The organism is Litchfieldia stipae (assembly GCF_014837155.1).
Lineage (GTDB): Bacteria > Bacillota > Bacilli > Bacillales > Bacillaceae_L > Litchfieldia.
Genome location: NZ_JACYHA010000010.1, coordinates 70041 through 94185, shown reverse-complemented (window position 1 = coordinate 94185; position 24145 = coordinate 70041). Strand labels below are relative to the sequence as shown.

At 38.1% G+C, this 24145-nt stretch carries 19 protein-coding genes and 2 pseudogenes; 15 read left to right on the top strand and 6 right to left on the bottom strand.

Annotated features, from left to right (window positions below):
- Positions 1-1143 carry a chromate transporter gene (locus tag F7888_RS13075; RefSeq protein ID WP_191780240.1) on the top strand — a complete coding sequence of 381 codons (1143 nt, stop codon included), beginning with the start codon at positions 1-3 and terminating at the stop codon, positions 1141-1143.
- Here the strand turns inward: F7888_RS13075 and F7888_RS13070 are convergent.
- Positions 1071-2090, bottom strand: a complete 1020-nt coding sequence (locus tag F7888_RS13070; protein WP_191780153.1) for an AraC family transcriptional regulator — start codon at positions 2088-2090, stop codon at positions 1071-1073. The genes F7888_RS13075 and F7888_RS13070 overlap by 73 nt on opposite strands.
- A 435-nt stretch (positions 2091-2525) precedes the next feature.
- On the opposite strand from F7888_RS13070, the gene F7888_RS13065 reads away from it, so the two are divergent.
- The 3 genes from F7888_RS13065 to F7888_RS13055 all read left to right on the top strand — a co-directional run bounded on the left by F7888_RS13065 (position 2526) and on the right by F7888_RS13055 (position 5643).
- Positions 2526-3896 (top strand): MATE family efflux transporter, encoded by a 1371-nt coding sequence (locus tag F7888_RS13065; protein ID WP_191780151.1) that lies wholly within the window; start codon positions 2526-2528, stop codon positions 3894-3896.
- A gap of 99 nt (positions 3897-3995) precedes the next feature.
- Positions 3996-5018 (top strand): glycoside hydrolase family 88/105 protein, encoded by a 1023-nt coding sequence (locus F7888_RS13060; RefSeq protein WP_191780149.1) that lies wholly within the window; start codon positions 3996-3998, stop codon positions 5016-5018.
- Positions 5019-5358: 340 nt separating this feature from the next.
- A complete protein-coding gene (locus F7888_RS13055; RefSeq protein WP_191780147.1) occupies positions 5359-5643 on the top strand; it encodes a DUF3219 family protein in 285 nt (94 codons plus the stop codon).
- Positions 5644-5702: 59 nt separating this feature from the next.
- Here the strand turns inward: F7888_RS13055 and F7888_RS13050 are convergent, their stop codons facing one another.
- The gene (locus F7888_RS13050) at positions 5703-7409 is read right to left on the bottom strand and encodes a M3 family oligoendopeptidase (protein WP_191780145.1); all 1707 of its coding nucleotides are present in this window, start codon (positions 7407-7409) and stop codon (positions 5703-5705) included.
- A 205-nt stretch (positions 7410-7614) separates the two neighbouring features.
- Here F7888_RS13050 and F7888_RS13045 point away from each other — a divergent pair, with 205 nt between their 5' ends.
- Both F7888_RS13045 and F7888_RS13040 read left to right on the top strand, forming a co-directional pair.
- A complete protein-coding gene (locus F7888_RS13045; RefSeq protein ID WP_191780143.1) occupies positions 7615-8016 on the top strand; it encodes a nucleotidyltransferase substrate binding protein in 402 nt (133 codons plus the stop codon).
- Between the two features lies 1 nt (position 8017).
- Entirely contained in the window at positions 8018-8338 is a 321-nt protein-coding gene (locus F7888_RS13040) for a nucleotidyltransferase domain-containing protein (RefSeq protein WP_191780141.1), read from the top strand.
- A 143-nt stretch (positions 8339-8481) separates the two neighbouring features.
- Here F7888_RS13040 and F7888_RS13035 read toward each other — a convergent pair whose 3' ends face one another.
- On the bottom strand, positions 8482-9381 hold the full coding sequence (locus F7888_RS13035) for a DUF899 family protein (protein WP_191780139.1): 900 nt from the start codon (positions 9379-9381) through the stop codon (positions 8482-8484).
- A gap of 405 nt (positions 9382-9786) precedes the next feature.
- Here F7888_RS13035 and F7888_RS22655 point away from each other — a divergent pair, with 405 nt between their 5' ends.
- The 6 genes and pseudogenes from F7888_RS22655 (at position 9787) to F7888_RS13005 (ending at position 15485) form a co-directional block, all read left to right on the top strand.
- Entirely contained in the window at positions 9787-10092 is a 306-nt protein-coding gene (locus F7888_RS22655) for a hypothetical protein (protein ID WP_225228780.1), read from the top strand.
- A 23-nt stretch (positions 10093-10115) separates the two neighbouring features.
- Positions 10116-10460 carry a glycoside hydrolase family protein gene (locus F7888_RS22650; RefSeq protein WP_225228779.1) on the top strand — a complete coding sequence of 115 codons (345 nt, stop codon included), beginning with the start codon at positions 10116-10118 and terminating at the stop codon, positions 10458-10460.
- Complete coding sequence (locus tag F7888_RS13025; RefSeq protein WP_191780137.1) at positions 10457-12841, top strand: glycoside hydrolase family 127 protein; 2385 nt, start codon at positions 10457-10459, stop codon at positions 12839-12841. The genes F7888_RS22650 and F7888_RS13025 overlap by 4 nt, the downstream gene beginning before the upstream one ends.
- Positions 12838-13728 (top strand): annotated as a pseudogene (locus tag F7888_RS22645) (family 43 glycosylhydrolase). Before F7888_RS13025 ends, F7888_RS22645 begins: the two are co-directional and overlap by 4 nt.
- A gap of 32 nt (positions 13729-13760) precedes the next feature.
- Complete coding sequence (locus F7888_RS13010; RefSeq protein ID WP_191780130.1) at positions 13761-14708, top strand: glycoside hydrolase family 43 protein; 948 nt, start codon at positions 13761-13763, stop codon at positions 14706-14708.
- 231 nt (positions 14709-14939) lie between these two features.
- Positions 14940-15485, top strand: a complete 546-nt coding sequence (locus F7888_RS13005; protein ID WP_191780128.1) for a DUF6241 domain-containing protein — start codon at positions 14940-14942, stop codon at positions 15483-15485.
- 84 nt (positions 15486-15569) lie between these two features.
- Here the strand turns inward: F7888_RS13005 and F7888_RS13000 are convergent, their stop codons facing one another.
- The 3 genes from F7888_RS13000 to F7888_RS12990 all read right to left on the bottom strand — a co-directional run bounded on the left by F7888_RS13000 (position 15570) and on the right by F7888_RS12990 (position 16846).
- The gene (locus tag F7888_RS13000) at positions 15570-16100 is read right to left on the bottom strand and encodes a hypothetical protein (protein ID WP_191780127.1); all 531 of its coding nucleotides are present in this window, start codon (positions 16098-16100) and stop codon (positions 15570-15572) included.
- Positions 16101-16117: 17 nt separating this feature from the next.
- The gene (locus F7888_RS12995; protein ID WP_191780124.1) at positions 16118-16354 is read right to left on the bottom strand and encodes a hypothetical protein; all 237 of its coding nucleotides are present in this window, start codon (positions 16352-16354) and stop codon (positions 16118-16120) included.
- Positions 16355-16471: 117 nt separating this feature from the next.
- Entirely contained in the window at positions 16472-16846 is a 375-nt protein-coding gene (locus F7888_RS12990) for a zinc-ribbon domain-containing protein (RefSeq protein ID WP_191780123.1), read from the bottom strand.
- Positions 16847-17272: 426 nt separating this feature from the next.
- On the opposite strand from F7888_RS12990, the gene F7888_RS12985 reads away from it, so the two are divergent.
- The 3 genes and pseudogenes from F7888_RS12985 to F7888_RS12975 form a co-directional block, all read left to right on the top strand.
- Positions 17273-17596, top strand: a complete 324-nt coding sequence (locus tag F7888_RS12985) for a hypothetical protein (protein ID WP_225228778.1) — start codon at positions 17273-17275, stop codon at positions 17594-17596.
- A gap of 412 nt (positions 17597-18008) precedes the next feature.
- The gene (locus tag F7888_RS12980; protein WP_191780121.1) at positions 18009-23825 is read left to right on the top strand and encodes a DUF3320 domain-containing protein; all 5817 of its coding nucleotides are present in this window, start codon (positions 18009-18011) and stop codon (positions 23823-23825) included.
- Between the two features lie 99 nt (positions 23826-23924).
- A pseudogene (locus F7888_RS12975) lies at positions 23925-24095 on the top strand (YolD-like family protein); the annotation flags it as partial.
- Between the last annotated feature and the right edge of the window lie 50 nt (positions 24096-24145).

Sequence of the window (24145 nt, the reverse complement as noted above, 5' to 3'; positions counted from 1 at the left end):
ATGGTATCGACAAGATTAGGCTTCACCTCATTTGGTGGACCGATTGCTCATTTGGGGTATTTTCATGATGAATATGTTCGGAGAAGGAAATGGATGGATGAAAAAAGTTATGCTGACTTAGTCGCTTTGTCACAATTCTTACCAGGACCAGCAAGTAGTCAAGTTGGTATAGGTATTGGTGTGATGCGTGCGGGCGTATTGGGAGGGATTGTCTCATTTCTAGGCTTCACCATCCCTTCTGTGCTTGCATTAATTATTTTTGCATTGATTCTTCAAGGATTAGATGTCAGTGACGCTGGTTGGATTCATGGGTTAAAAATAGTTGCAGTTGCCGTTGTGGCACATGCGATTCTAGGTATGGCCCAGAAATTAACGCCTGATTTAAAAAGAAAAGCAATCGCATTGTTGGCATTAGTGGTTACATTATTGTGGCAAACAGCCTTTACTCAAGTAGGAATTATTCTCTTATCAGCAGTCATAGGTTTTTTGATTTATAGACAGCAGAAAGAGGAAGCGGGTGATCGAGTTCGTTTTCCAATCAGCCGTGGTTTTGCGACAGGATGTTTAGTGTTGTTTTTTGGCTTACTTATTCTTCTTCCAATCTTAAGAGAAGTGACTTCTATCCATTGGATTGCCATGTTTGATAGTTTCTATCGTTCTGGATCACTTGTATTTGGAGGGGGACACGTCGTCTTACCATTGCTTGAACGAGAATTTGTACCGACTGGATGGCTAAGCGAGGAAGCATTTCTTGCTGGGTATGGAGCAGCACAAGCTGTGCCAGGTCCGTTATTTACTTTTGCAGCATACTTAGGTGCCGTAATGAATGGATGGGCAGGTGGCCTGTTAGCAACGGTTGCGATCTTCTTACCAGCATTTTTATTAATTCTAGGAACACTGCCTTTCTGGGATACTCTACGTACAAATCCTAAGGTCAAGGGTGCCCTCATGGGAGTTAATGCAGCAGTAGTAGGAATCTTGATATCTGCATTTTATCAGCCGATTTGGACCAGTTCTATCTTAGCGCCAATTGACTTTGCCTTTGCGGCTATATTGTTTAGCATGCTGGTTTATTGGAAGTTACCACCTTGGGTTATTGTTGTCACAGGGGCTATTGGTGGAACGTTAATGACGTTTATATAATAGAGAAATTGTTTGTTCAAAGCAAAAGGCACAACTAGATCAAATTTCACTAGTTGTGCTTTTTTGCGTGCAAAACTTCTAAATTGGCAAATTAAGAACCGTCCCCATGCTTCCCCATGCTTCCTGTTTCGGTAGGTGCTAGGTGATACGCCGTTTACTTTTTTGAACATTTTGCTGAAGTGATATTCTTCGTAAAATCCACATAGTTTGGCGATTTCTTTGATCGGGTAATCAGTAAAGATGAGATAGCGGCATGCCTGCTCGTTACGTAAATGAATAAGATATTCTTTTGGGCCCATTCCAGTATATTTGATGAACAGCTTACGAAGGTATGATGGTGAAATGCTGTATTCCTCAGCCAATAATTCAATTCGTGGATTTTCCCTATATCCATTTTCTAGACGCTTTTTCACCTGCTCAAAGGCGGAGAGTACACCTGAATCGGTGATGCTCCAATCAGGTTCCTCAATTTGATGAAGCTTGTGTAGAAGAATCTGTAATTTTGCTTGAGACAAGGTAGCCCCACCGGTGATCCCCGGTGCCAACTCTTGATGTATCTTCCTGCATAACTGTCCAAATTCCTCCGACTGTTTGAGAGTGTATTGACTTAGAAAGGGCAGCCTTAGTTTATCGATGGGAATGATATCTTTCCACACTGCATCATATACTAGCTCTGCACAATCGAAGAGGATCATGGTCATACGGAGTGGAGCGTGTGGTTCTGAGCGCATGGACATTTCTAGACCAGGTTTTAAATAAGCCATCATACCAGCCTGTACCTTATGCTCCTTATTTGTTAAGAATGTCCCTTCACCCTCATGAATCCAATACAAACTATGTACATTCACCAGATTGCGAATATCTTCCCAGCCAGGATAAGTTACTTTATCGAGAGCAAAATGAATATGAACCCCAAGGTGATTCTGATTATATTTACGAATTTCCAAAACGGTATTTCCCCTTCCGTTTTCGTGTGATAAAAAGCTCGATTTTTACAAGTTATTTGCGTTTTTTTGCATTCGGAAAAAGGTGACCATATGTTACTATCTATACTATCAAATAAACAATGAGATAGCTATGAAGTTCATATTTTGATGGAGGGATACAGGTGTTACGAACTTTTAAAGAGCATCATATTCGGACTACAAAGTTATTGAACGCTCCGTGGACTTTGTAAAAGACCCTTCAAATCTGGGGGGGAAAAGAAGTGGTATGAGCGTTTTCCACAAGCCTCATACTCTATGTATGTTCCATCATGCTGGATTCACGAATTGAACATGTACGAAGCCTGGTACAGAAAAATGATAGGAATCAGTGAAAGATGAAACAAGTCATGAGAGGAATTACAAAAAAATCATTGTCAAAAGAAGGTTGAGATCAACATGAAGACGAGAGGAAATTCAGTTCAAAAGCTCACTCTCTTTGCAATCACATGGCCGATTTTTATTGAAACGATGTTACATTTACTGATGGGTAACGCTGATACACTTATGCTTAGTAAGTATTCAGATGATGCTGTTGCCGCAGTAGGTGTTTCAAATCAAATACTAATGCTAATGGGTGTGTTGTTTGGCTTTATAGCTACTGGTACGAGTGTACTTGTTTCTAGGAGTCTTGGGGCAAATTCATTCAAAGAAGCAAGTCAAATAGCAGTAGTTTCCATCGTTTCAAATATACTAGTTGGCCTTGTGATTGGGGTGGCCCTTGTCTTTTTTGCTTCGGACCTTATTTCTATCATGGGTGTATCTAGCAATCTTAATTCAGAAGCAACACTCTATTTGCAGATCGTTGGTGGTTGTATATTTCTACAATCAGGTATTATGACAATGGGAGCCATTCTACGTAGTTATCGGTTCACGAGAGATGCTATGTACGTCACACTTGCCATGAATGGAATCAATATCATTGGTAATTATCTTTTTATCTTTGGAATGTTTGGCCTTCCGGTGCTTGGTGTAGCAGGAGTAGCGATTTCCACTATACTTAGTAGATTCATTGGATTAGCCATCATCGTAATTATTTTATATAAAAGAATTAGACCTACACTACCTTTCTCGTATGTATTTAAGAGATTCCCACATATAGAGATGAAAAGAATACTTGAAATTGGAATTCCTTCAGCGGGGGAGCACCTTTCCTTTAATGGGTCACAGCTTGTCATCACTTCCTTTATTGTGATGCTTGGTACGGAGGCAATAACGACGAAGGTTTATGCTCAGAATATTGGGATGTTTGTGCTGCTTTTTTCAATCGCAATTGGTCAAGGTAATCAAATTATCATTGGACATCAAATCGGTGCGAAGCAATTTGATGCTGCATATAAGCGATGTGTTCATAGTCTCTTAATTGCGATAGGGATAACAAGTGTAGTTGGACTCATTCTTTACCTATTTAGTAAGCCGATTTTAACTCTTTTTACTGACAATGAAAAGATCATTGCAACAGGGAGTATCCTTCTTTTATTAACAGCCTTAGTTGAACCAGGTCGTTCTTTTAATGCGATCGTTATCGCTTCTTTACGCGCAGCGGGAGATGTGAACTTTCCTGTTTTCATAGGAATTCTCTCGATGTGGGGAGTTAGTGTTCCGTTGGCTTATATCCTTGGGATACATTTTGAATTCGGACTTGTTGGAATTTGGATTGCGTTTATGGTTGATGAATGGTTAAGAGGGATACTCATGCTTTGGAGATGGCGCCAAGGGAAATGGCGTCAGATGACGATAGATAGGAATGAACAAGCTAGTGCTTCTTAAACTAGTAAAATAGGATAGTCAACATTCATAGAGTCTATGGTAAAGTAAGAATTGGAAATCAAACGGTTACATAAAAAATATATAGAGAGGAAGATGGAAATGCAAAGGTTTGAATACGATGAAAACGAAGTAAAGGAAATGATTGACCGCGTAGTTCGAAGAACAATGAATATGGATTTTACATGGGGCTGGTCATGTGGGGTGGCTTTTTATGGTATCGGGAAAGCCTGGGAAGTAACCGGAAATCAGGAATATATTGACTTCTTGGTCAAATGGGTAGACGAATATCTTGAAATAGGGCTTCCACCAATGATGGTGAATGCTTGTGCTATGGGGCATACATTGCTGACACTGCATGAAGCTACAGGAGATTCCAAATACCTTGATCTTGCAGTGATGAAGGCTGAGTATCTTCAAAAGGATGCGATCCGTTTCGAGGATGGGGTGTTGCAGCATACGGTTTCATCGAAGAATGATTTTCCGGAACAGGCATGGGCGGATACATTGTTCATGGCAGCTTACTTCCTGCTTCGTATCGGATTTAAGCTTGATAATAAGGAATATATCGATGATGCATTGAAGCAGTTCTATTGGCATGAGGAGTACTTGCAGGACAATAAGACCAATTTGTTCTATCACGCATGGGATAATACGAGAAAGGATAATTTGTCTGGAATTTACTGGGCAAGGGCAAATGCATGGGCAGCCTATACGATGGCAAAGGCATTCAGAATGCTTAACCCATTTATGCCTATGTGGATGCAGATTGGTGATGCTTTAAGAGACCAATTGAGTGCACTTGTTAGATTACAGTCTTCGGATCATATGTGGCATACCATCTTAGACGATGAAACCTCATACCTTGAAACCTCGGCTACAGCAGGCATTGCAGCTGCATTGACAGTAAACGGACATCCATTGCATCAGAAATATATTGCAAAAGCATATGAGGGGATTCTATCAAACATTGATGAAGACGGTTCCGTTCGAAATGTTTCTTCTGGTACGGCAGTAATGTATACTGCTGAAGATTACAAACTGGTTCCTAAGAAAAGAGTACAAGGATGGGGGCAAGGACTTGTTCTTGCATTCCTTGTTGCGTTGCTTGAAAATAAGAATTAAGACAAAAATAAAAAAAACTTTACGGTGAACCATTTCACAAGTGAGAGAAAGCAAGAATTTAAGGATTCGGCTGCTATTTTTGATAAAGTTAAATGATTGAATGCTGGTAAAGTAGAACAATATTGGTGAAAAAACAGGAGACGATTATGTTTAATAATGTAATCGTCTCTTTTCGTATTTGATTTATAAGGTAAACGCTGGTACTGTATAAGCGTAATGATAGGTTGATGGACAGACGTTACACTTAAACGCACTGTATTCTTTAGTCAGTTAAATCAACAATAAACAATAACCAGTTAGAGAATAGCCTTAAATAAATGAAATAAATGGAGACGATTCGATGGTAAAAGAAATAATATTAAATCATACTTTGATTAAAGTGAAACGTTTTGAAGAAAGAAAAGTAAATAATTCCTATGAAATATCTGTTGGTTTTGAAGTCACAAGTGAGGAGTATCATGATATTGCGACGTTACTGTATCAAGGGACATTCGATGTGAAAGTGCCTGAGAGAGATTTATCGTTTAGGGGAACGATTAGGGAATATTCTACTTCAATGACGAATTTATATGAAAAAGGGCAAGTAGGAGACTACTCATTAACGTTACTTGAAGTGAAGAATTAAGAAAACAAAAGGCACAACTAGTTGTGCCTTTTTGCATGCAAAATTTCTAAATAGGCAAATTAAGAACCGTCCCCAATGTGGCCGATGACTTTTTCTAGGAATTCACCCATGCGCTTGACGGCTGGTTCTGAGAAATCGAAGCTGACTCCAGTTTCTTCATAAATATCTGCGATGGATTGGTTATAGTCGGCACTTGCTCCTTTTTTAAAGGATTCGACTGCTTGCTCTGGGTCTTTCTGATAGTTCTCAAGTAATTGAAGCGCACCAAGCATCGAGATGGAGTATTCAATATTATAGAATGGAACTTGGAAATAATGAAGGGTGCCAGCCCAGCTCATTCCAATTTCCTCCTCAAGTCCAGAAGTATCAACAGGGTTTAAGCCATAACGCTTTGAGATTTCAAAGTATTTCTCATCACGCTCTTTTGCCGTGTGGTTAGGATTTGTATACATCCAATGCTGGAAGAGATCTCCTGATAATGGACCGTATAGCATGGTGAATGCGCGTCTAAGCTCTTCACGCTGTGCGCTCTTAAAATCTTCCTCATCTGGATAAAAACGATCTAGCTTATCTAATAAAAGCAATTCCATCCCATGAGAATACAGTTCTGCAACTTCCATTCGGTGTTGGTAATCTTCAATAGGACCGTGCTCGGAAAACTCGAGATACCCATTTACTGCATGTCCCATTTCATGAATTAATGCGATTAGAGAGAAGAAGGATGGACTAAAGTTCGCAAATACAAAGGTCTCTCCTGAAACAGGTAGGGAGATACAGAAACCACCTGGACTTTTTCCTTTTCGATCACCTAAATCAAGTAACCCATTCTCTCTCATGTAATCGAAACGTTCTGCAAAGTATGGATCAGTCTTACCTAACATATCAGAGACGCCATCCATAAGATCCGCCACTTCTTGATATGGTGGCTTTTTCATCAATTTAGCTGTGTTATCCCAAGGGCGATATGTATCTACTCCAAGCTTAGATTTAAATACTTCTGCAAGTCGATTCCAAGCCGGGATGATATGTTTCTCTACATTTTCATGAAAGTCATAGCAATCTTGGACAGTATACTCACGATTTTTGACGACAAACATATAATCACGATAATTTTCAAACCCTGCATTCAAAGCCATTTGATGGCGTAGTTGTACAAGCTCATCCATGATTGCATCCATATCAGGCTTAATTTGACGATGTGCTGACATCATCGCGTAATAAGCTTTTTCTCGCACGGAGCGATCTAAATGATCGAGTTGGGATATGATAAATGGTAAAGGCTTTTCCTCTCCATCCCATTCAATGGTTGCCCCGCCCATAATTTCACTATATTTGGTATTGAGTTCTTGTTCTTTTACCATTAACGGGATGTTTTCTTCTCTGAACAATTTCACTTTAGACTCGAGTACACGTCGCATTAAGCCGTAACGTTTTTCATCTAATTGAGATAAATAAGGAGACTCAAAGCATTTCTCATTCAGCTTTGCTTCATATTTCATTAATAATGGTTGGATGACCTGTTGATCGTGAAGATATGTCGACTTGATTTGGGCATCTTCTGTATTACGGTAGAAGTCAACTTGGTGTCCAGTCATCGCCTCCGTGATTTTCATCATTAAATTCTTTTGATCTTCTAACCATTTTTCCAGGTCTGAAACGGATTCAATCTGAACATCAAGTAAACTCTTAATTTGAGATTCTACCGCGTCTACATCTTGTAAATCGATTAATTCTTTATAATAACTATGACCTAATTCTTGTGTCATGGTAAATCTCCTTCCTTTGTTAAAATTATCTCAATATTCATATTATCGAATTTTAGTGATTAAATCTATTATTTTTAACTTAGAAGGAGTAGGAAAGTGAATCGTAGTAGCTTCTGTACCGTTTCGTATGAATGATTGATTGATGTATAATAGGAGTGTAAGAGGTTCAGACATTGCAAGTACAAAATTTATTAGGAGTGAAGATATGGATGAAATGAAAGATATTCGTTGGAAACAAAGATTTGAGAACTTTGAAAAGTCTTTCAAGCTCCTAGAGAAATACTCGAATGGCCCTTTATCCAATGAACTTGAAAAAGCTGGTATTATCCAATTCTTTGAGACCACCTTTGAATTAGCCTGGAAAGTACTTAAGGATTATTTAGAGTCAGAGGGCTATCTGTCAAAAAGTCCTAGAGAGTCCATAAAACAAGCTTTTCAGGTGGAGTTAATTGAAGAAGGACACCTGTGGATGGATGCGCTAACTAAACGAAATCTAACAAGCCATACTTATAATCAAGAACTGGCAGAAAAGTTAGTGAAAGAAATACAAGAACAATTTCTACCTTTACTTAAAAATTTATATGAAAAATTATTAAAGGAAATATAATATGTTTGGACTAATTAGGAGTGACTTACAGTATATAAATATGGCTCTACAGAAATTTGACGAAATTGAATGTGGTATTATTTTTGGAAGTAGAGCAATGGGAAATTACAAAATAGGATCGGATATAGATCTTGCAATAAAAGGAAAGAGTGTTACATCAGAGACTATATATAGGTTATCTGATCTACTAAACGAGGAATATCCTTTGCCGTATTTCTTTGATTTTATACACTATGAAGCAATCACTAATGAAAATTTAAAAGCTCATATTGATAAAGAAGGTAAAATAATATATGAGGATAACTCACTGAAGTATGGATAAGAAATGGATTGTTTAATAAGTTTCCGCACGAACGAAAGCCAGCCTTTTTAGAACAAAAGGATAAAGCTTAGCGAATGAATAGGAGAAGGTAGTTATGCCAACAAAACAATAGAAGCAGCAGCTACCTTCATTCCCTTTATGTATTAAGCACTTTGGAAAAGATGAAAATGCAACCCAAATGGATCGGACATCATGACACTTTTTTCACTGTGTTCTGTTGTTACTTTGCAGCCATTGGATAATAGCAGCTCTTTTGAAGCGGCAAAGTCCTGAACGGCTAGTTCGAAAAAGATTTTGTTATCGTGACTCTGTTCGACGTAGAAGTTTTTCCCACCAATAGATAGCTTTGTTTCTATATGATTGGTGAAGACCTTTTCCATGCCTAGGATGTTTGTATAGAACTCAACAGCTTCTTCGTGGTTATTGACTTGAATCGCAATGTTGTTTGTTAAATCGAAGTCTGAGTGTTTGTTGATTTTTCTTTTTGGATGGTAGCCTTTTTGTCCTGATGGAAGTAGGTCAAATAAGTACCAGACGGAGCAGAATTCATCTCCAGGTCCGAATGGTGCGTTTGCTACATGATAGATATTATCTTCCTCATCTTTTTGGAAGGTAGAGACGCCTGGATATTGATAGCCTTCTTTTACAAAGCCAAAGTCTTCTTTGAAGGTCGTGCCTTCCGTTGAGACCATTGGGAATTGCCATTGACGTTCGGCAGCAAAGGCATCTTGGATTTCAGGTGAGTCAGGAGTGGCGACAACAAAGGCTGCTTTTTCAATGATATGATGGTATACGCCATTAAAGCCATCAGCCCACATGGTGCAATAAGGGCAAGATTTCCCCATGTTTTGAATGACGATTAATTCATTCTTATCACCGAATAAATCTAGCAAGTGTACTTCGCGTCCCATTGAATCTATGAATGAATAATTGGTCACCTCATGGCGAGGTACCGATTTCCTCATCTCCATTAATTTGATTTTCTTCTCGTGAATTTCCTTTTCTAATGCTTCGATTTCATCCAGTAAATTGGTCGTTGCCATTGTGGTCATCTCCTTTTGACATTTCATTAAAGTTATATGTATTTTAAAAATTCTATATATTGTTGAAATTACCTTTTTAAATATAAAAATTTTACAAAAGGTGTTAGCTAAAAGAGCTTTATCGCTTCGAAAATATGTTACTATCGAAATAAGGCATAAACATTTGAAATATCTGTTTTTGTATAAATTCTTGCTTGTAAAGCCCGCAGGCTGAATACACTCTGCGTCCTGCGGGGTCTCACTTTGGCCACGCATCCCGCGGGAGTCTTGAGTGTATTCAGCCCGCTGATATCTCATTTTTAATTAAATTTGTATCTAAAAATAACAAAATTTGAGAAAACGCCTTTAAAATTAAATGAAGCCGTTTACAAATAACAAACACATAAAAATATTCTGGAGGTTATGATGAATAAACAGAAGGTTGAAGATTCTTTCTATGGTTATTTATTTGCCCATTTTATTGGGGAGAAGGAGGATGGGGAGCAGATTTATTTTGCGTTGAGCCGAGATGGATTTCATTGGACTGATCTAAATAATGAACGTCCAGTCTTGTATTCTACCGTTGGTGAGTGTGGGGTTCGTGATCCGTATTTGTTTCGTAGTAAGGATGGAGAGCGTTTTTATATGCTAGCAACTGATCTTAGCATCTATCACAGAGGTGGGTGGAGTAATGCTGAGGCGATTATCGCGCTTCTGGTGATGGGCAAATAACGATTGAGTCCAGTGACCGTTTGATGGGAGAATGGAAGGTTATTTCTACTCTTCAATCCCTAGGACTTGAACTGACTGGTAAAGATGTGGAAGGGCCTCAGTTTTTCAAGTTTAACGGTGAAGAGAAATGGGGGCTGCTTGTCGACCAATACGCGACGAGTGGTGGATATTTGCCGATTATTACGACTGATATTAGTGATACAACAGGGGCTTGTTGGTCGAAGCCGACGAAAGAGGATTACTCATTTGGTCAGTTGAAAAAACGTCACGGGACGATTTTGCCTATTACTAAAAGTGAATACGATTCCATCTTAGCAAAATGGGGAAATGAGTTTATAGAGAATCGTTTGAAAGGCGGATTTAGATGAAATCAATTCAAACAAATCATATAACAATCACAGATTCATATGTAAAAAGGGCTCAGGATCTTCTTGTGCAGTATTTACTAAGCTTGAAATCTGAGAAGTTCTTATTTGAAGTCTATAAGGTTGCAGGGCTGCAACCATTAACAAGCGAGGGATATCAAGGCTGGGAACGAAGTGATGCGATTAATTTTCGAGGCCATTTCTTTGGACATTATATGTCAGCGCTCGCTTTATCCTATCAATCTGAGAAATCAAGCAACTTTAAAAAGCAACTATTAGTAGAAATGCAGGTGGCAGTTGCTGGGTTGTCAATGGCACAGGAAAATTATGCTTCAAACCATCCAGAGAGTGCTGGGTATATTTCGGCGTTTCGGGAGTCAGCGCTTGATGAGGTTGAAGGAAAGGTCATTTCACCTGAAGAGAAGGAGAATGTCCTTGTCCCATGGTATAATTTGCACAAAATTCTAGCGGGGCTCTTAGATGTTCATAAGTCGCTAAAAGGGATGGATGAAGAGACGAGTGAACTGGCATTAGTGGTTGCTAGTCAGTTTGGAGATTATATTTATCAGCGGATGATGCGCTTAGCGGATAAGAAAAGAATGTTGCAAATCGAGTATGGTGGCATGAATGATGCGCTCTATCACTTATTTGAATGGACGAAAAAGAAGGAGCATATGGTGGCGGCTACCTACTTTGATGAGGATGAGCTATTTAATCGACTAGTGAACAATGAAAATATTTTACCAGGAAAGCATGCCAACACGACGATTCCTAAATTAATTGGTGCATCAAAGAAGTATCAAGTCTTTCAAGACAGTAAACTGCAATCATTCCTTTCGGTTGAAGAAAGAGAAAGACTATCAATCTACTTCGAGGCGGCAAAGAATTTCTGGGAGATGGTCATTAATGAGCATACGTATTGCACAGGTGGAAATAGTCAAAGTGAGCATTTCCATGAACCAGGTTCGCTGTACTATGATGCGGAAATTCGAAATGGGGATTGTACATGTGAAACGTGTAATACTCATAATATGCTGAAGTTAACGCACAATCTATATGTTCTCACGAAAGACCCTAAATATTTGGCGTACTATGAACGAACATATATTAATGCGATTCTCGCTTCGCAAAATCCTGAAAATGGGATGATGATGTACTTTCAACCAATGGGAGCGGGGTACAACAAAGTCTATAACCGTCCTTATGATGAATTTTGGTGTTGTACAGGTACGGGGATTGAAAGCTTTGCAAAGCTTGCAGATACGTATTATTTTCAAGAGAATGATCGTGTGTTTGTGAATCTTTACTTTTCAAATGAAGTAAGTCTACCTGATCAACAAGTTCACCTTGTTCAAGAGGCTGATCGTAGAAATAGTGTTGTCACCTTTACACTAAGTGATGAGCCTAGTAAACGGCTTTATCTAGGCTTAAGGATACCGACTTGGACGGATGGATTTGAAGTGCTGTGTAATGGTGTGCCGGCAGATTATGAATGGAAGGACGGATTTGCTTATCTTAATCAGGCTCTTGGAAAAAATGAAACCGTTGTTATTAAGTTCAAGCCGTCATTGAAGCTCGTAACGACCAAAGATCATCCTAATTATGTAGCATTTGAATATGGTCCATATGTATTGGCAGGTGGGCTAGGAACCAAGAATGTGAAAGCCGACAATCCAAACGGCATTCTGGTTCGAGTAGGGACGAAGGATCGCTTATTACCAGATACATTAATGACGACAAGCGTTGATTGGCGAGATCATTTACATGACCATATGGAGCCAATTGAACGTGAGGATAAGCTGGTTGCGTTTCAAATAAAAGATGTGAAGGAAAACATGGTTTTTAGTCCGTATTATGAGATGCATGGGGAACGATATGGAATTTATTTTAATCTATTGGAAGCGAATTCTATGGAAGCTCAAGCTGCGATTAAGCAGAAGGAAGAATGGTTGCGAGAGCAGGAGCTGGTTTTAGCTGAATTGCATAATTTTGATGACAATAATAGTGAACATGCGAAAAAAGTAGAATACAAGAATTCGCGGGTTGATGCATTTTGGGGAAGGCGTTATCGAAAAGCCTTTAAAGATGGATGGTTTAGTTACGAGTTTCAATTAATGAAGACAGATGATGATTTTTACCTGCAGATTGATGTTCACCAAAAAGATGCAGGGAAAAGGATGGAGTTACTCTTAAATGATCAAGAGACACAGACAATCATTGTGAGTGATGGAGCCGAAGGAGAGTTTCTTCCTCAAAAAATCAAGTTGAATCACTCTCATTTATCGAGTGAGGGAAGTGTGAAGTTAACGTTTAAAGCGATTGAGGATGAAACACCGAGAGTATTTGGCATTACATTTTTAAAAAGTGAGGAGTTAGAGGGATGATTACATATCAACAAGGACCAGTGATTGAAGGGCAATGGGCAGATCCATTTATGTTGAAGGATGGAGACACATATTATCTGTATCCAACAAAGGACAGTGATGGTTGGTTATATGAAAAGTTCCATGTGTTTCATAGTAAGGATCTTATTCATTGGGAAGGGCCTTATTTGGCATTAGACCTCAATGATGTCGAGTGGGCGAATTCAAGAGCATGGGCACCAGGGGTGAATAAATATAACGGAAAATACTATATGTACTTTAGTGCTGAAGCGCAAATTGGGGTCGCTGTTTCTGATTCACCGCTAGGGCCATTTAAGGATATGCTTGGTCGTCCGTTAATTAAGAAGGATGAATATGATTGCCAGAGTATTGATGCAGACTTGTTCATTGATGAGGACAATCAGCCTTATTTATTATGGGGACAGGGGAAATGTTGGATTGTCCCATTAGAGGATGACATGGTTACGTTTAAGCAGGAGCCTATTAATCTAACAAAACAATTGTATCAAAACCGTGGGAAGGACCCGGCTGTATTTGATATTGGGGTATAAAATGAAGGACCGCACATGCAGAAAATAGACGGGAAATACTTTCTTACGTGGAGTAACTATGATACGAGAGATCCTAGGTATCAGATTTGCTATGCAACGAGTGATCAGATCTTTGGGCCGTACGAGAGCCCTGAGAATAATCGCGTGACAAGCGAGTCGGAGAAGTATTTTGGGACAGGGCACGCTTCGATGACGGAATACAAGGCTGAATGGTATTTGGTGTACCATCGATTAATTGATCCTGAGCATTCTTTATTACGAGAAACGAGCATTAGTAAATTTGATTTTTCAACGGGGAAACCGGTGGTTGATGTGGATTATGGCTTAACTAAATGAAGATGCTACTAAATTGTGGAGGTATCTAAATCATGCAGGCTTACTTATTCGTTCATTTCAAGGAAAAAAGAACTCCAGACGGCGAACAGGTATACTTCGGCCTTAGTAAGGACGGCTTCATGTGGGAAGAGGTCAATAACGGGAACCCAGTCTTATGGAGCTATTATGGGGATAAAGGCGTCCGAGATTTTACCATTATTAGAACAGAAGAAGGTAAGTTTGTCATTTTAGCCACAGACTTGAGCTTGTCCTATGGAATGCTGAATAAGTATCAGCATTCATGGGATGAAATTGGTCGGAACGGAAGTAAATGTTTGGTGATGTGGGAGTCTGATGACTTGATTCATTGGTCTGAACAGAGAATGATCAAGTTAGGTGATGAGGATTTCGGCTGTTTGTGGGCACCAGATATCATCTATGACAAGAAAAATGATGATTATGTGATTCACTGGTCATCCTCCCATCGTTCGAACCATTTTGGAGAGAAGGGAATTTACTATTCTCGCACAAAGGACTTTAAAGATTTCACCAATGCAGAGGTTCTATATCGGAAGGATGACAGTGGAGTCATAGATTCAGCGATGTATGAGGAAGATGGTAAGTACTATTTATTCGTAAAAAGTGAAAAGAATCCAGCTCGAATTATCCTGTTGGAATCTGAGAATATTACTGGACCATTTGAAAGGATTGATGAGTTTGATCAGAGCATGGAGTCCCTTCAAGAAGGGTTATATGAAGCTCCAACAGCTGTGAAATTAGAGGATGGTAAATGGTGCTTATTCTTAGATTTTTATGGATGTGCAGCAGAAGAACAAGGGTATGTTCCGTTCGTTGCTGACCATCTATCTAGTGGGAAATTTGTGCGTTCTGATCAATCTTTTACGTTTCCATATGGCTTTAAGCATGGAACGATATTGACGATTACGATCGAAGAGTATGAGAGGTTGATGGGGTATAAGAAGGTGGCTTCGGAGTATTAGGGGTTTTGAAAAGATTGGTATTAGGTGAAGGCTTCGCACTTATAGGTGTGGGGCTTTTTATTTTTTTAATTAGGAAAATATAGACCTTATCCAAGAAATAGAAAATGATTTTATAGAATCAAAGGTGTCTTTCGTGCTTTTCATCATGAAATGTATTACAATTATTAGGAGATTGGTAGATTGATTGATTTTTCAAATACAACTATTACAAGAACATGGGGAGTTTTCATATTGAAAAACAAATTACAGCCAACCTTAATTATTGCAGGAGTCATCATTATAATCGCTTTTTTCGGATATATGTATACCGTTCAATCCACTCCAGCTGAGGAGAAGGTAGAAGTGATTGCGGAAGAAACGAAAGAAAGCGCGGAAACAAGTGAGAGCGTAGATGAAGAAGACGAGCAAGCAGCACCGATTACTAAGGACGATATTGAGGATGCAGAAAAAGTGTTTCCGTTCGATATGTCCGAATCTGCCGTGCAGGATGCCATCCATAAGATGAGTCACCAAAAAGTGAAAGCTGATAAAAAATGGGGAGCACTACAAATCACTCCCGCAAGAATTGACCGACTCATTGAAGTCATTCAAGCCAATGATTACAAACATGAAAGCACATATCTACATATCCTAAACAATTGGAAGGACGGCGACTTCTCAAGGGCACATCATGACCATAACTCCATCTGGGAATTGCAGGGAGGTACTGTTGGGAAAGCAACTGGGGTGTTGAGTGCGGAAGAAGAGGCTAGGTATGTGCAGAGGAATTTTGAATAAACATCAATAGAAGAACAAGGAACGGAATCTAGAATAGGATTCCGTTTTTTAATATATCTAATGAAAAGTATTCATTCAAAGCGATTACCATTCGTTATTTATGTCACGAAAATCATATACGAGACCGCCAGCTTTCATCCCGTATGTATTTGCCTTTAACATATTATCTAAAAAATTGGATGGACCAGAGCTGAAATATTGGCGGTTATCCACGTATTCATCAAGACCGTCCAGAGCTTGAAGTGCATGTATTGATTCCTTTACATAATGCTTATGTGCTTCTTTTAGGATTCGATTATGTGGTTTGGGATAGTTTACCATTTCGTCTGATAAGGCATGAAGATGAACTTTCATCCTCCTATAAGAAGTTAAGTCAATATGCGTATCTGGATAACTACTGATATTGTCATAAATAGATTGGACTTCGCTAATTAGATCATTCATTTCAGAGAAGGTTCCATCATACCATTCGGCATATGCGATATCTTCCTCATCTACTTGACGTTCAAGAAAATAGGTTGCAATATTGGTCACAAGGAATCCAACGAGGATAAAGAGTGTAACAGCTACTATTAATTTAATCACTGGATGTAGAGTCTTAAACTTATTGATCATCACTACCACCTAACTACCTATGTTGTTTTACTATTTGATTCTTTTAGTACTTTTTCAAGCTTTCGAGTAGCCAATAATGATACATAGGCTATGCCCATATTAATGAAGGTTGATAACATTGCAAAGAAAAGTCCGCCACCAGCATTTTCTCCGGAAGACACAGCAAAAAAAAGGGCAGAAACAAAGCTAGCACAAGCAAGTAGAATAAATACTTCCTGGATATTCTGTTTCTTTAATTTAGGCTGTTTTCTCAAAGTTTGTTGTTTTAAGAGTAGAAAGTAGTTTCAAGCAGCCTGAATACACGGAGACTCCCGTGGGAAAAGTGAGCAAAGTGAGACCCCGCAGGAGCCTGCGACGAGGAGGCTCACCGGTCACCCCACAGGACGCGGAGTGTATTCAGGCTGCTGAGTGATTAGCAACAATCTATACGAAAACAGCCTTAATTTATGAAAAACCCACCGATCAATAAGAAAGACCGATATCACTAAAAGCCAAGGTGCAACATCTCCATATGCAGGGACAAACATCGCTAAGACAATATAATAAGCTACTAATAAAATAACCCCATATACAATGTAAACGGAATTGATCGGTGATTGATGTTCAGTGTTTTTCCTACTAGAGGTTTGCTGGGCAGTGGACGATTCGGATTGTACGAAGTGGTCATTTCTTTTTATTTCTTTGCCACAGCTCGAGCAAAATTTATCGTGTGCAGCTACTTTATTCCCACAATTTGTACAAAACATATAAATCCCCTCCTTAATGGTAAGAAATAAAGGTAGTCGATTCATTTGTTCACGTGAATTTTTATTGTACCGTCTAGGAAGCATTTTATTCATGGTGTTAAAGTGATAAGGGAAGAATTTACCGTTAATGTGTTTAGAGGGGGCTGAAAGGGCTGATATAAGAGGAGGATTTTCGGTTAACTGCTCTAAAAAAGCCGAAATTTAATGATTTGGGGGCTATAAGCGGAAAAAGTTCCTTTATTTTAAGAGAAATAAGGCTATTTTCTGATTTAGCCGAAATTTCTCCTTTTATTTTACAGCTGTGGGGAACCATTCAGGTTTAGATATAACAGATTGTGATATTGCCTATTGTCATTCGGGCGAAGATTTGAAAAATAAAGGACTTCAGTGCTTTACAGGAATGTACTTGTCATATGAGCGAATCAAGTGACACATATATTCCCGTTACATGAGTTTGATCTTCTTCTTTCTGCACATTTTCTTTTTACGTATGCAGATAAATTAGATTACCAAATTCATATTGAAACACTTAACGAGTTATTAAGAGTTAAGAAGGAGGAAGTTCGTATATTCCCTTTAGTTGATTCCAAAGGGAAACGATATGAAGAGTTGGATAAATTAATAAGGTATCTCATTGATAACGGCTGTACAGTTGAAGAAGTGAAAGTACCATATGAATTTCAAATAAATGCTAATTCGATGTTGAAAATAAAAAATGTAATAAAAAGGGGGAACGCTGAAGGTAAGTAGTTAATTAATTGTGGAGAAAATTTATCATACCAAACAGAATAGCATTTGAATTCAAAGCTTAAATCACACAATAAATAACATGCCACAAGCTCAGAGCAATAAATCTAAGCTTGTTTTTAACGAGGTACCTAATTGTAGCATCTTTATAGACTTTCTTTTGTAACATGTCTCCCCAGCACTTTCCAATCACTTCTAGTTCCCTTGATAAAATGAAATTCCCGTGGTATAAACTGGTATTTTTTGGTGTGTTTAAAGATAAGATAATCATGAGAAGTGCCTGTCACTTGTCGAATAAATAGCAATATTGTAATTTACTGTGAATCTTTACTACAGCATTCGGTAAATTTCGGCTAATTTTGTTATAATAGTGTCAATATTTGTATGCTATGAAAATGTAAATGGGGGTAGCCAGATGGAGTCGATTATTAGTTGCGAGTTTGAGTATGATCGGAAAGTTAGTTTTGCGCTGCAACAAGTTCATGTGCCTGTTATCAAATTCCTTTCTTTAAAAAATACCACCACTGAAGCTTTTACCAATCTTAAAATACATATTACAACCAATCCTTCTTTCGCTGAACCCTTCACCTTAAATCTTGAAGAGTTAGAAGCTGGTGAAATAGTAGAATTTAAACCAGATCTTATACTATCTTCAGAGTATCTCAGTAGCCTTGACGAAAGTGTGAGAGGGCATCTCCATCTTAAGATTACATCAGGAGATAGTGTACTTCATGAAGACTACGTGCCAATAGATGTTCTATCATTTGACTCTTGGCCGGGTTCTTCTGTTGTCCCAGAGATAATCTCCAGTTTTATTACACCAAACAGACCTTTTATTATGGAAATCATTAAACAAGCATCTGTGATTTTGGAGACGAATACTGGCAATAACGCGTTGGATGGTTATCAAAGTGGAGATGCTAATCGAGTATTAGCTCAATTATCGGCTATTTATTCTGCGATACAATCACACCAAATTGTTTATGCTAACCCACCAGCCAGTTTTGAAGAGGAAGGTCAGAAAATCCGTTTCCCTGATGTGATGAAGGAACATAAGCTGGGAACCTGTCTGGATTTAACCTTACTTTATGCAGCTTGTGCTGAAGCGATTGGAATACATCCGATCGTTGTTTTTCTTCAAGGACATGCATTTCCAGCATTTTGGTTAAAGGAACAATCCTCACCAGAAAGTTTTCAAGATGATAAAAGTATTTTAACGAAGAAGATGGCAAGTGGTATTAATGAAATAGTCGCTGTCGAATCCACTTTGTTAACTAATAGTAAAACTAGTTTCAACAGTGCTGTTCAGCATGCGAGAAGTAGTATAGAAAAACCAAATTACTTTCAATTTTTTATTGATGTATACAGAAGTCGTATTGGCCAAATAAGACCCATTGCATTAAAAAAAGTAAACGGAGACAAACTGGAAGTTCTATCAAACAACGAGGAGCCTGTTAAGGTTAATAACAACTTTGCTTTTGATAAGGTCGAGGTCATACCAGAATCGGATACAGGATCAGATGATCTGAACAAACAAACAGATAAAGTAACCTATTGGCAAAATAGATTGATTGATATGAGTTTGCGAAATAATTTAATTAATTACCGTATTCATACTCAGGGCATCCCATTAGTTACTTCTGACATCGCAAAAACTGAGGATATCCTATCAATGGGTAAAAAAGTATACATTCAGACATTACCAGCTGAACTACGTAATCAAGTGAGAGATTTTAAGGACCAACATGCAATCTTGCATTCACAGATTCTTCATGAAGATATGAAAAATAATCGTTTACGCTCAACTTTATCTGAACTAAAACTAGAAAAAGAACTAGTTAAGTTGTACAGGAATGCAAAAAACACATTGGAGGAAAGTGGAGCTAATTCTCTATTTGTTGCGCTTGGATTTTTAAAGTGGTATGAACCTAAATCATATTCAACTGAGCGGTATGCACCCATATTATTAATGCCGATAGATTTGGTCCGAGTTTCAGCAAAAAAAGGATACTATATTCGAGCGAGAGACGAAGACATCCAAATTAATATTTCACTCATTGAATATCTACGGCAAAAGTTTGAAATAGACGCATCACCTCTTTATGAAATTCCAAAGGATGACCACGGAGCTGACGTTAAGAAAGTCCTAACAACATTACGTAGAGTCATCATGCATATGAAAAATTGGGACGTGCAGGAATCAGCTAGTATAGGAGTATTTTCTTTTTCTAAATTTGTTATGTGGAATGATCTTGTTAACCATACAGACGTTTTTAAAAAGAATAAAGTAGTTAAAAGCTTAATTGAAGGGAATTATGTTGGAGAAATTAGTGAGTCAATGACGACTCCGTTAACTACCGAAAAGGATGAGGAAGAAAAGATTTATATGCCATTAAGTTCTGATAGTACTCAGACAGAAGCTGTATTAGCAACTGGCGAAGGGAATAGTTTTGTTTTGCATGGTCCACCTGGATCAGGGAAATCACAAACAATAACTAATATGATTTCTCACGCACTTGCAACAGGTAAAACAGTCCTTTTTGTTGCGGAAAAAATGGCTGCTTTAAGTGTCGTACAATCAAGACTTACAGATATCGGATTAGGTAATTTCTGTCTTGAGGTCTACTCTAATAAAGGTCAGAAGAAAGATATTCTGGCTCAACTTGAGTCCTCCTTTGAAAACCAGTATAAAACACGGGGCACAAATTGGAGTGAAAAGGCAGAGGAGATAAAGGAAGTAAAGAAAGAACTAAACAAATACGTACATGATCTCCACCACACAACATCATTAGGGCAGAGTATCTATCAAATGATAGAAATCTATTCTGGTTTAGATAAACCGAAAAAAGAAATAGACTTTGATAGAGACAAAGTAAGAGAGATGAATGAAGAAGCGTTTGTAAAATCTAAACAACTCATCGAGAAAATAGCAATTGCAGGTGAAGTGTGCGGAAGTGTTCAAAATAATCCCTGGGTACGCATAGAACAAACGGAGTATTCATTAAAGCTTCTCGATCACATGAAAGAACATCTAACTACAATTAATCTAAATTCAAAAAAGTTAGTAGAGATAGAAAAGTCCTTTGAAAAAGTAGGATTAGAAGGCCGAAATAAAGAACATAAATGGTACAGGTTTGTCCGAGAAATCATTCCATCCTTACTGACGATACCTACTATCAATCTATCCATTGTAGGTGAAGAATCTTTTGATAAGGTGAAGACTAACATTATTGATGTAATAAACAGTGGTAGACAGCGGGATGCTGATATGGACGAATTAGTACAAAGGTTTGATAAGTCCATTGTAAAAGTGAACACGGACTCTCTGCTTCAGGAGTTAAGAGTTGCCGAGAACAGCTGGTTTCTTAAGAAAGTAATCGGCAAAAATAAGGTTACAAATGAACTTAAGAAATTTTTAATCTCCAAAGACAAAATAGCTGCAAGTGAGCTAGAAAAGCTACTCACTACCATTCAACGAGTACAAGAAAACAAACAAGTGCTGGATCAGCATAGTGAAGTGATGAATGAATTCTTCACCGAGCTGTGGGAGGATACAAATGGAAAATGGGATGAAATAGACAAAGGATTGACTTGGTCTGAATCAGTCCGCTCAACGATAAAAGCGATCGACAATACGCCAAGCTATATAGCTGAAGTAGCTCAGAATCTAGAGGGTAACAAACATGTGCTTTTTAAATCTGAGTTTAAAAAGCAAATGAAAACTTACAAGGGAATTTTTGATGAACTAATGAATAGTTGGGGATTTATTGAAAAAGAACTTAGCATTTCAACGTTCTATGACCCAGAACAAGTTGATTGGGCTAACTACATTGAGAAAAAAGCAACTCAACTGATAGATGCCTTACCTATGTTAAAAGACAGCTGCCATCTTGCTCGCACGATACAGGACGCAAATTCGTGTGGTTTAGAACATGTCACAACTCCTTACTTAAATGGAGACATTGATCATCAACATCTACTTTCAACTTATTTATATGGTTTTTATCGAATACGCATTGATGAAGAAATAACCAATAGCAAGACACTATCTCATTTTACAAAAGCAGCATTCGAAAACAAATTACAAAAATTCTATCACCTTGATGATCAAATAAGTGAAATAACAAAACTAGAGGTTTACGTTAAATTAATGGAACGTGTTCCTAACTTAATGAACAATGTGATTCAAAATTCTGAGCCAGGCATTTTGATGAAGGCAATTAAAAGCAAAGGAAGAGGAATTGCGATACGTCAACTTTTTGAACGTATACCGAATCTATTACCTAAAATTAAACCATGTATGTTAATGAGCCCACTATCAGTAGCACAATACTTGGATCCAAGCTTTCCTAAATTTGACCTGGTTATTTTCGATGAGGCTTCTCAGTTACCTACTAGTGAAGCAATCGGTGCAATGGCAAGAGGGAATCATGTGATTGTAGTAGGTGATCCGAAACAATTGCCACCAACAAGCTTCTTTAGCGCACAACAAACAGAGGAAGACTTTGATGTGCAGGATTTGGAGAGTGTTTTGGATGACTGCTTGTCAATAAGAATGCCACAGAAGCATCTTAGATGGCACTATCGAAGTGAGCACGAAAGCCTGATCTCTTTTTCAAACAATCATTTTTATGAAAATAAATTGATTACGTTTCCTTCAATTGATGACATTGTCTCACGTGTTTCTTTCAGAAATGTAGGAGGCGTCTATGACCGTGGAAAGACAAAGCAGAATAAAAAGGAAGCTGAAGCCGTTGTTAATGAAATTTTCACAAGACTAAAAGATCCTGTAAAACAACTTGAAAGTATTGGTGTCGTTACGTTTAGTCAAGTTCAGCAAACACTCATTGAGGACATGATTGACGAGAGATTGAAGGATGATCCGACGTTGGAGAAGTTTTTCAACGATGAAGTAAAGGAACCGGTATTTGTGAAGAACTTAGAAAATGTTCAAGGTGATGAGAGAGATGTCATTCTATTTACAGTTGGATACGGTCCAGATGAAGCGGGTCAGGTATCATTGAATTTTGGTCCCTTAAACCGTGATGGAGGATGGCGTCGTCTTAATGTAGCAGTCTCTAGAGCTAAGAAGGAAATGATGATCTTTGCCTCAATGGAACCAGACAAAATTAATCTTTCACGTACGAAAGCTGAGGGAGTTCATAGCTTGCGTTCCTTTATGGAATTTGCAAAAAGAGGGAATGAACCTCTGTTATTAGAAAATCGCAATAGAAGGAAAACAAAATACAATACGATTGTAACTAAGATCAAAGCAACATTAGAAGAAAAGGGTTATAAAGTGGAAATGGACGTTGGTAAAAGTGAATTTAAATTAGATTTAGCGGTAGTACACCCTAGTCATGAAGGGCAATATATGGCTGCCATTCAACTTGACGGACCTAACTATGCAAGCCGTAAGACTACTCGAGACCGGAATAAATTAAGTGACATCATCTTAGAGCGATTAGGATGGCACATCATTAAAATTTGGTCGATAGAATGGTGGCATGATGAGAATAAACAAGTTGAAAATCTCCTAAATCAATTGAAGGAAATAGAACATAACTCAAGCCCAAAGGAAAATGCTTCAATGAAGATTCAAGAAGAAAAGAAGGAAGAGTCGATACAACAGAAGATAAGTAATCTCATGATTCCAATTGAGGAAATAGAAGAAAAGCATAATGATTATCACCCTGTCGAATTAGTTGATGTTGATTTGAATAACGAACATTTTTACACCTACCAAGGCTTGCCGATTATAAGAACACAGATAGAGCGACTAGTTCATGAAGGTGCTCCGATTAGCTTTTCACAAATGACAAAGGCCATTGTCAATGCATGGGGCTTTAACAGAAGCGGTGCAAAAATAGAGTCAGTCATACGAGGGGCATTAACAACGATGAAGCTCCATATAGAAACTGAAGAAAAAGGAGACTTTATCTGGAAAGATCAAGAACAATATCATTCATATACTGATTTCCGTAAACACACCAATGAAAAGAGAGCCCTACAGGATATCAGTAAAGTGGAATATGCCAATGGTATTATGGAAATTATGAACACTGCACTACGACTCCCAAGAGTTGATCTAATTCGTGAGGTACTAAAACAGCTTAGATACAATCGGATTACTAGTCAAGCGGAGGAGTATGTACAAGAAGCTATTGATTTAAATGTTGGTAAGGGATTCGTTAGTATAGATGATGATGGGAATATAGAAATAAGGAAGTAATAAGTTAGGTTTAGGAAACAGCGGGATGGTTGTTAGGTATGAAAAGTATACAATAGAACCGTCCCCATGTTTACTCAGAGAATAGGAGAGAGTGAATGTATGAATGAACCAAAGATGAAAGAAACCGACAAAAGTGTAATTGAATTTATTGAAAGTGTGGAAAATGAGAAGAAGAAGGCAGATGCCTATCAGTTATTAGATATTTTTGAGGAGGTAACTGGTTACGAAGCAAAAATGTGGGGTCCTAGCATTATAGGCTTTGGTAGCTATCTCAGTTTCTCTATTTTTTATGAACTTGTAAATATTTAGATATTTAATAA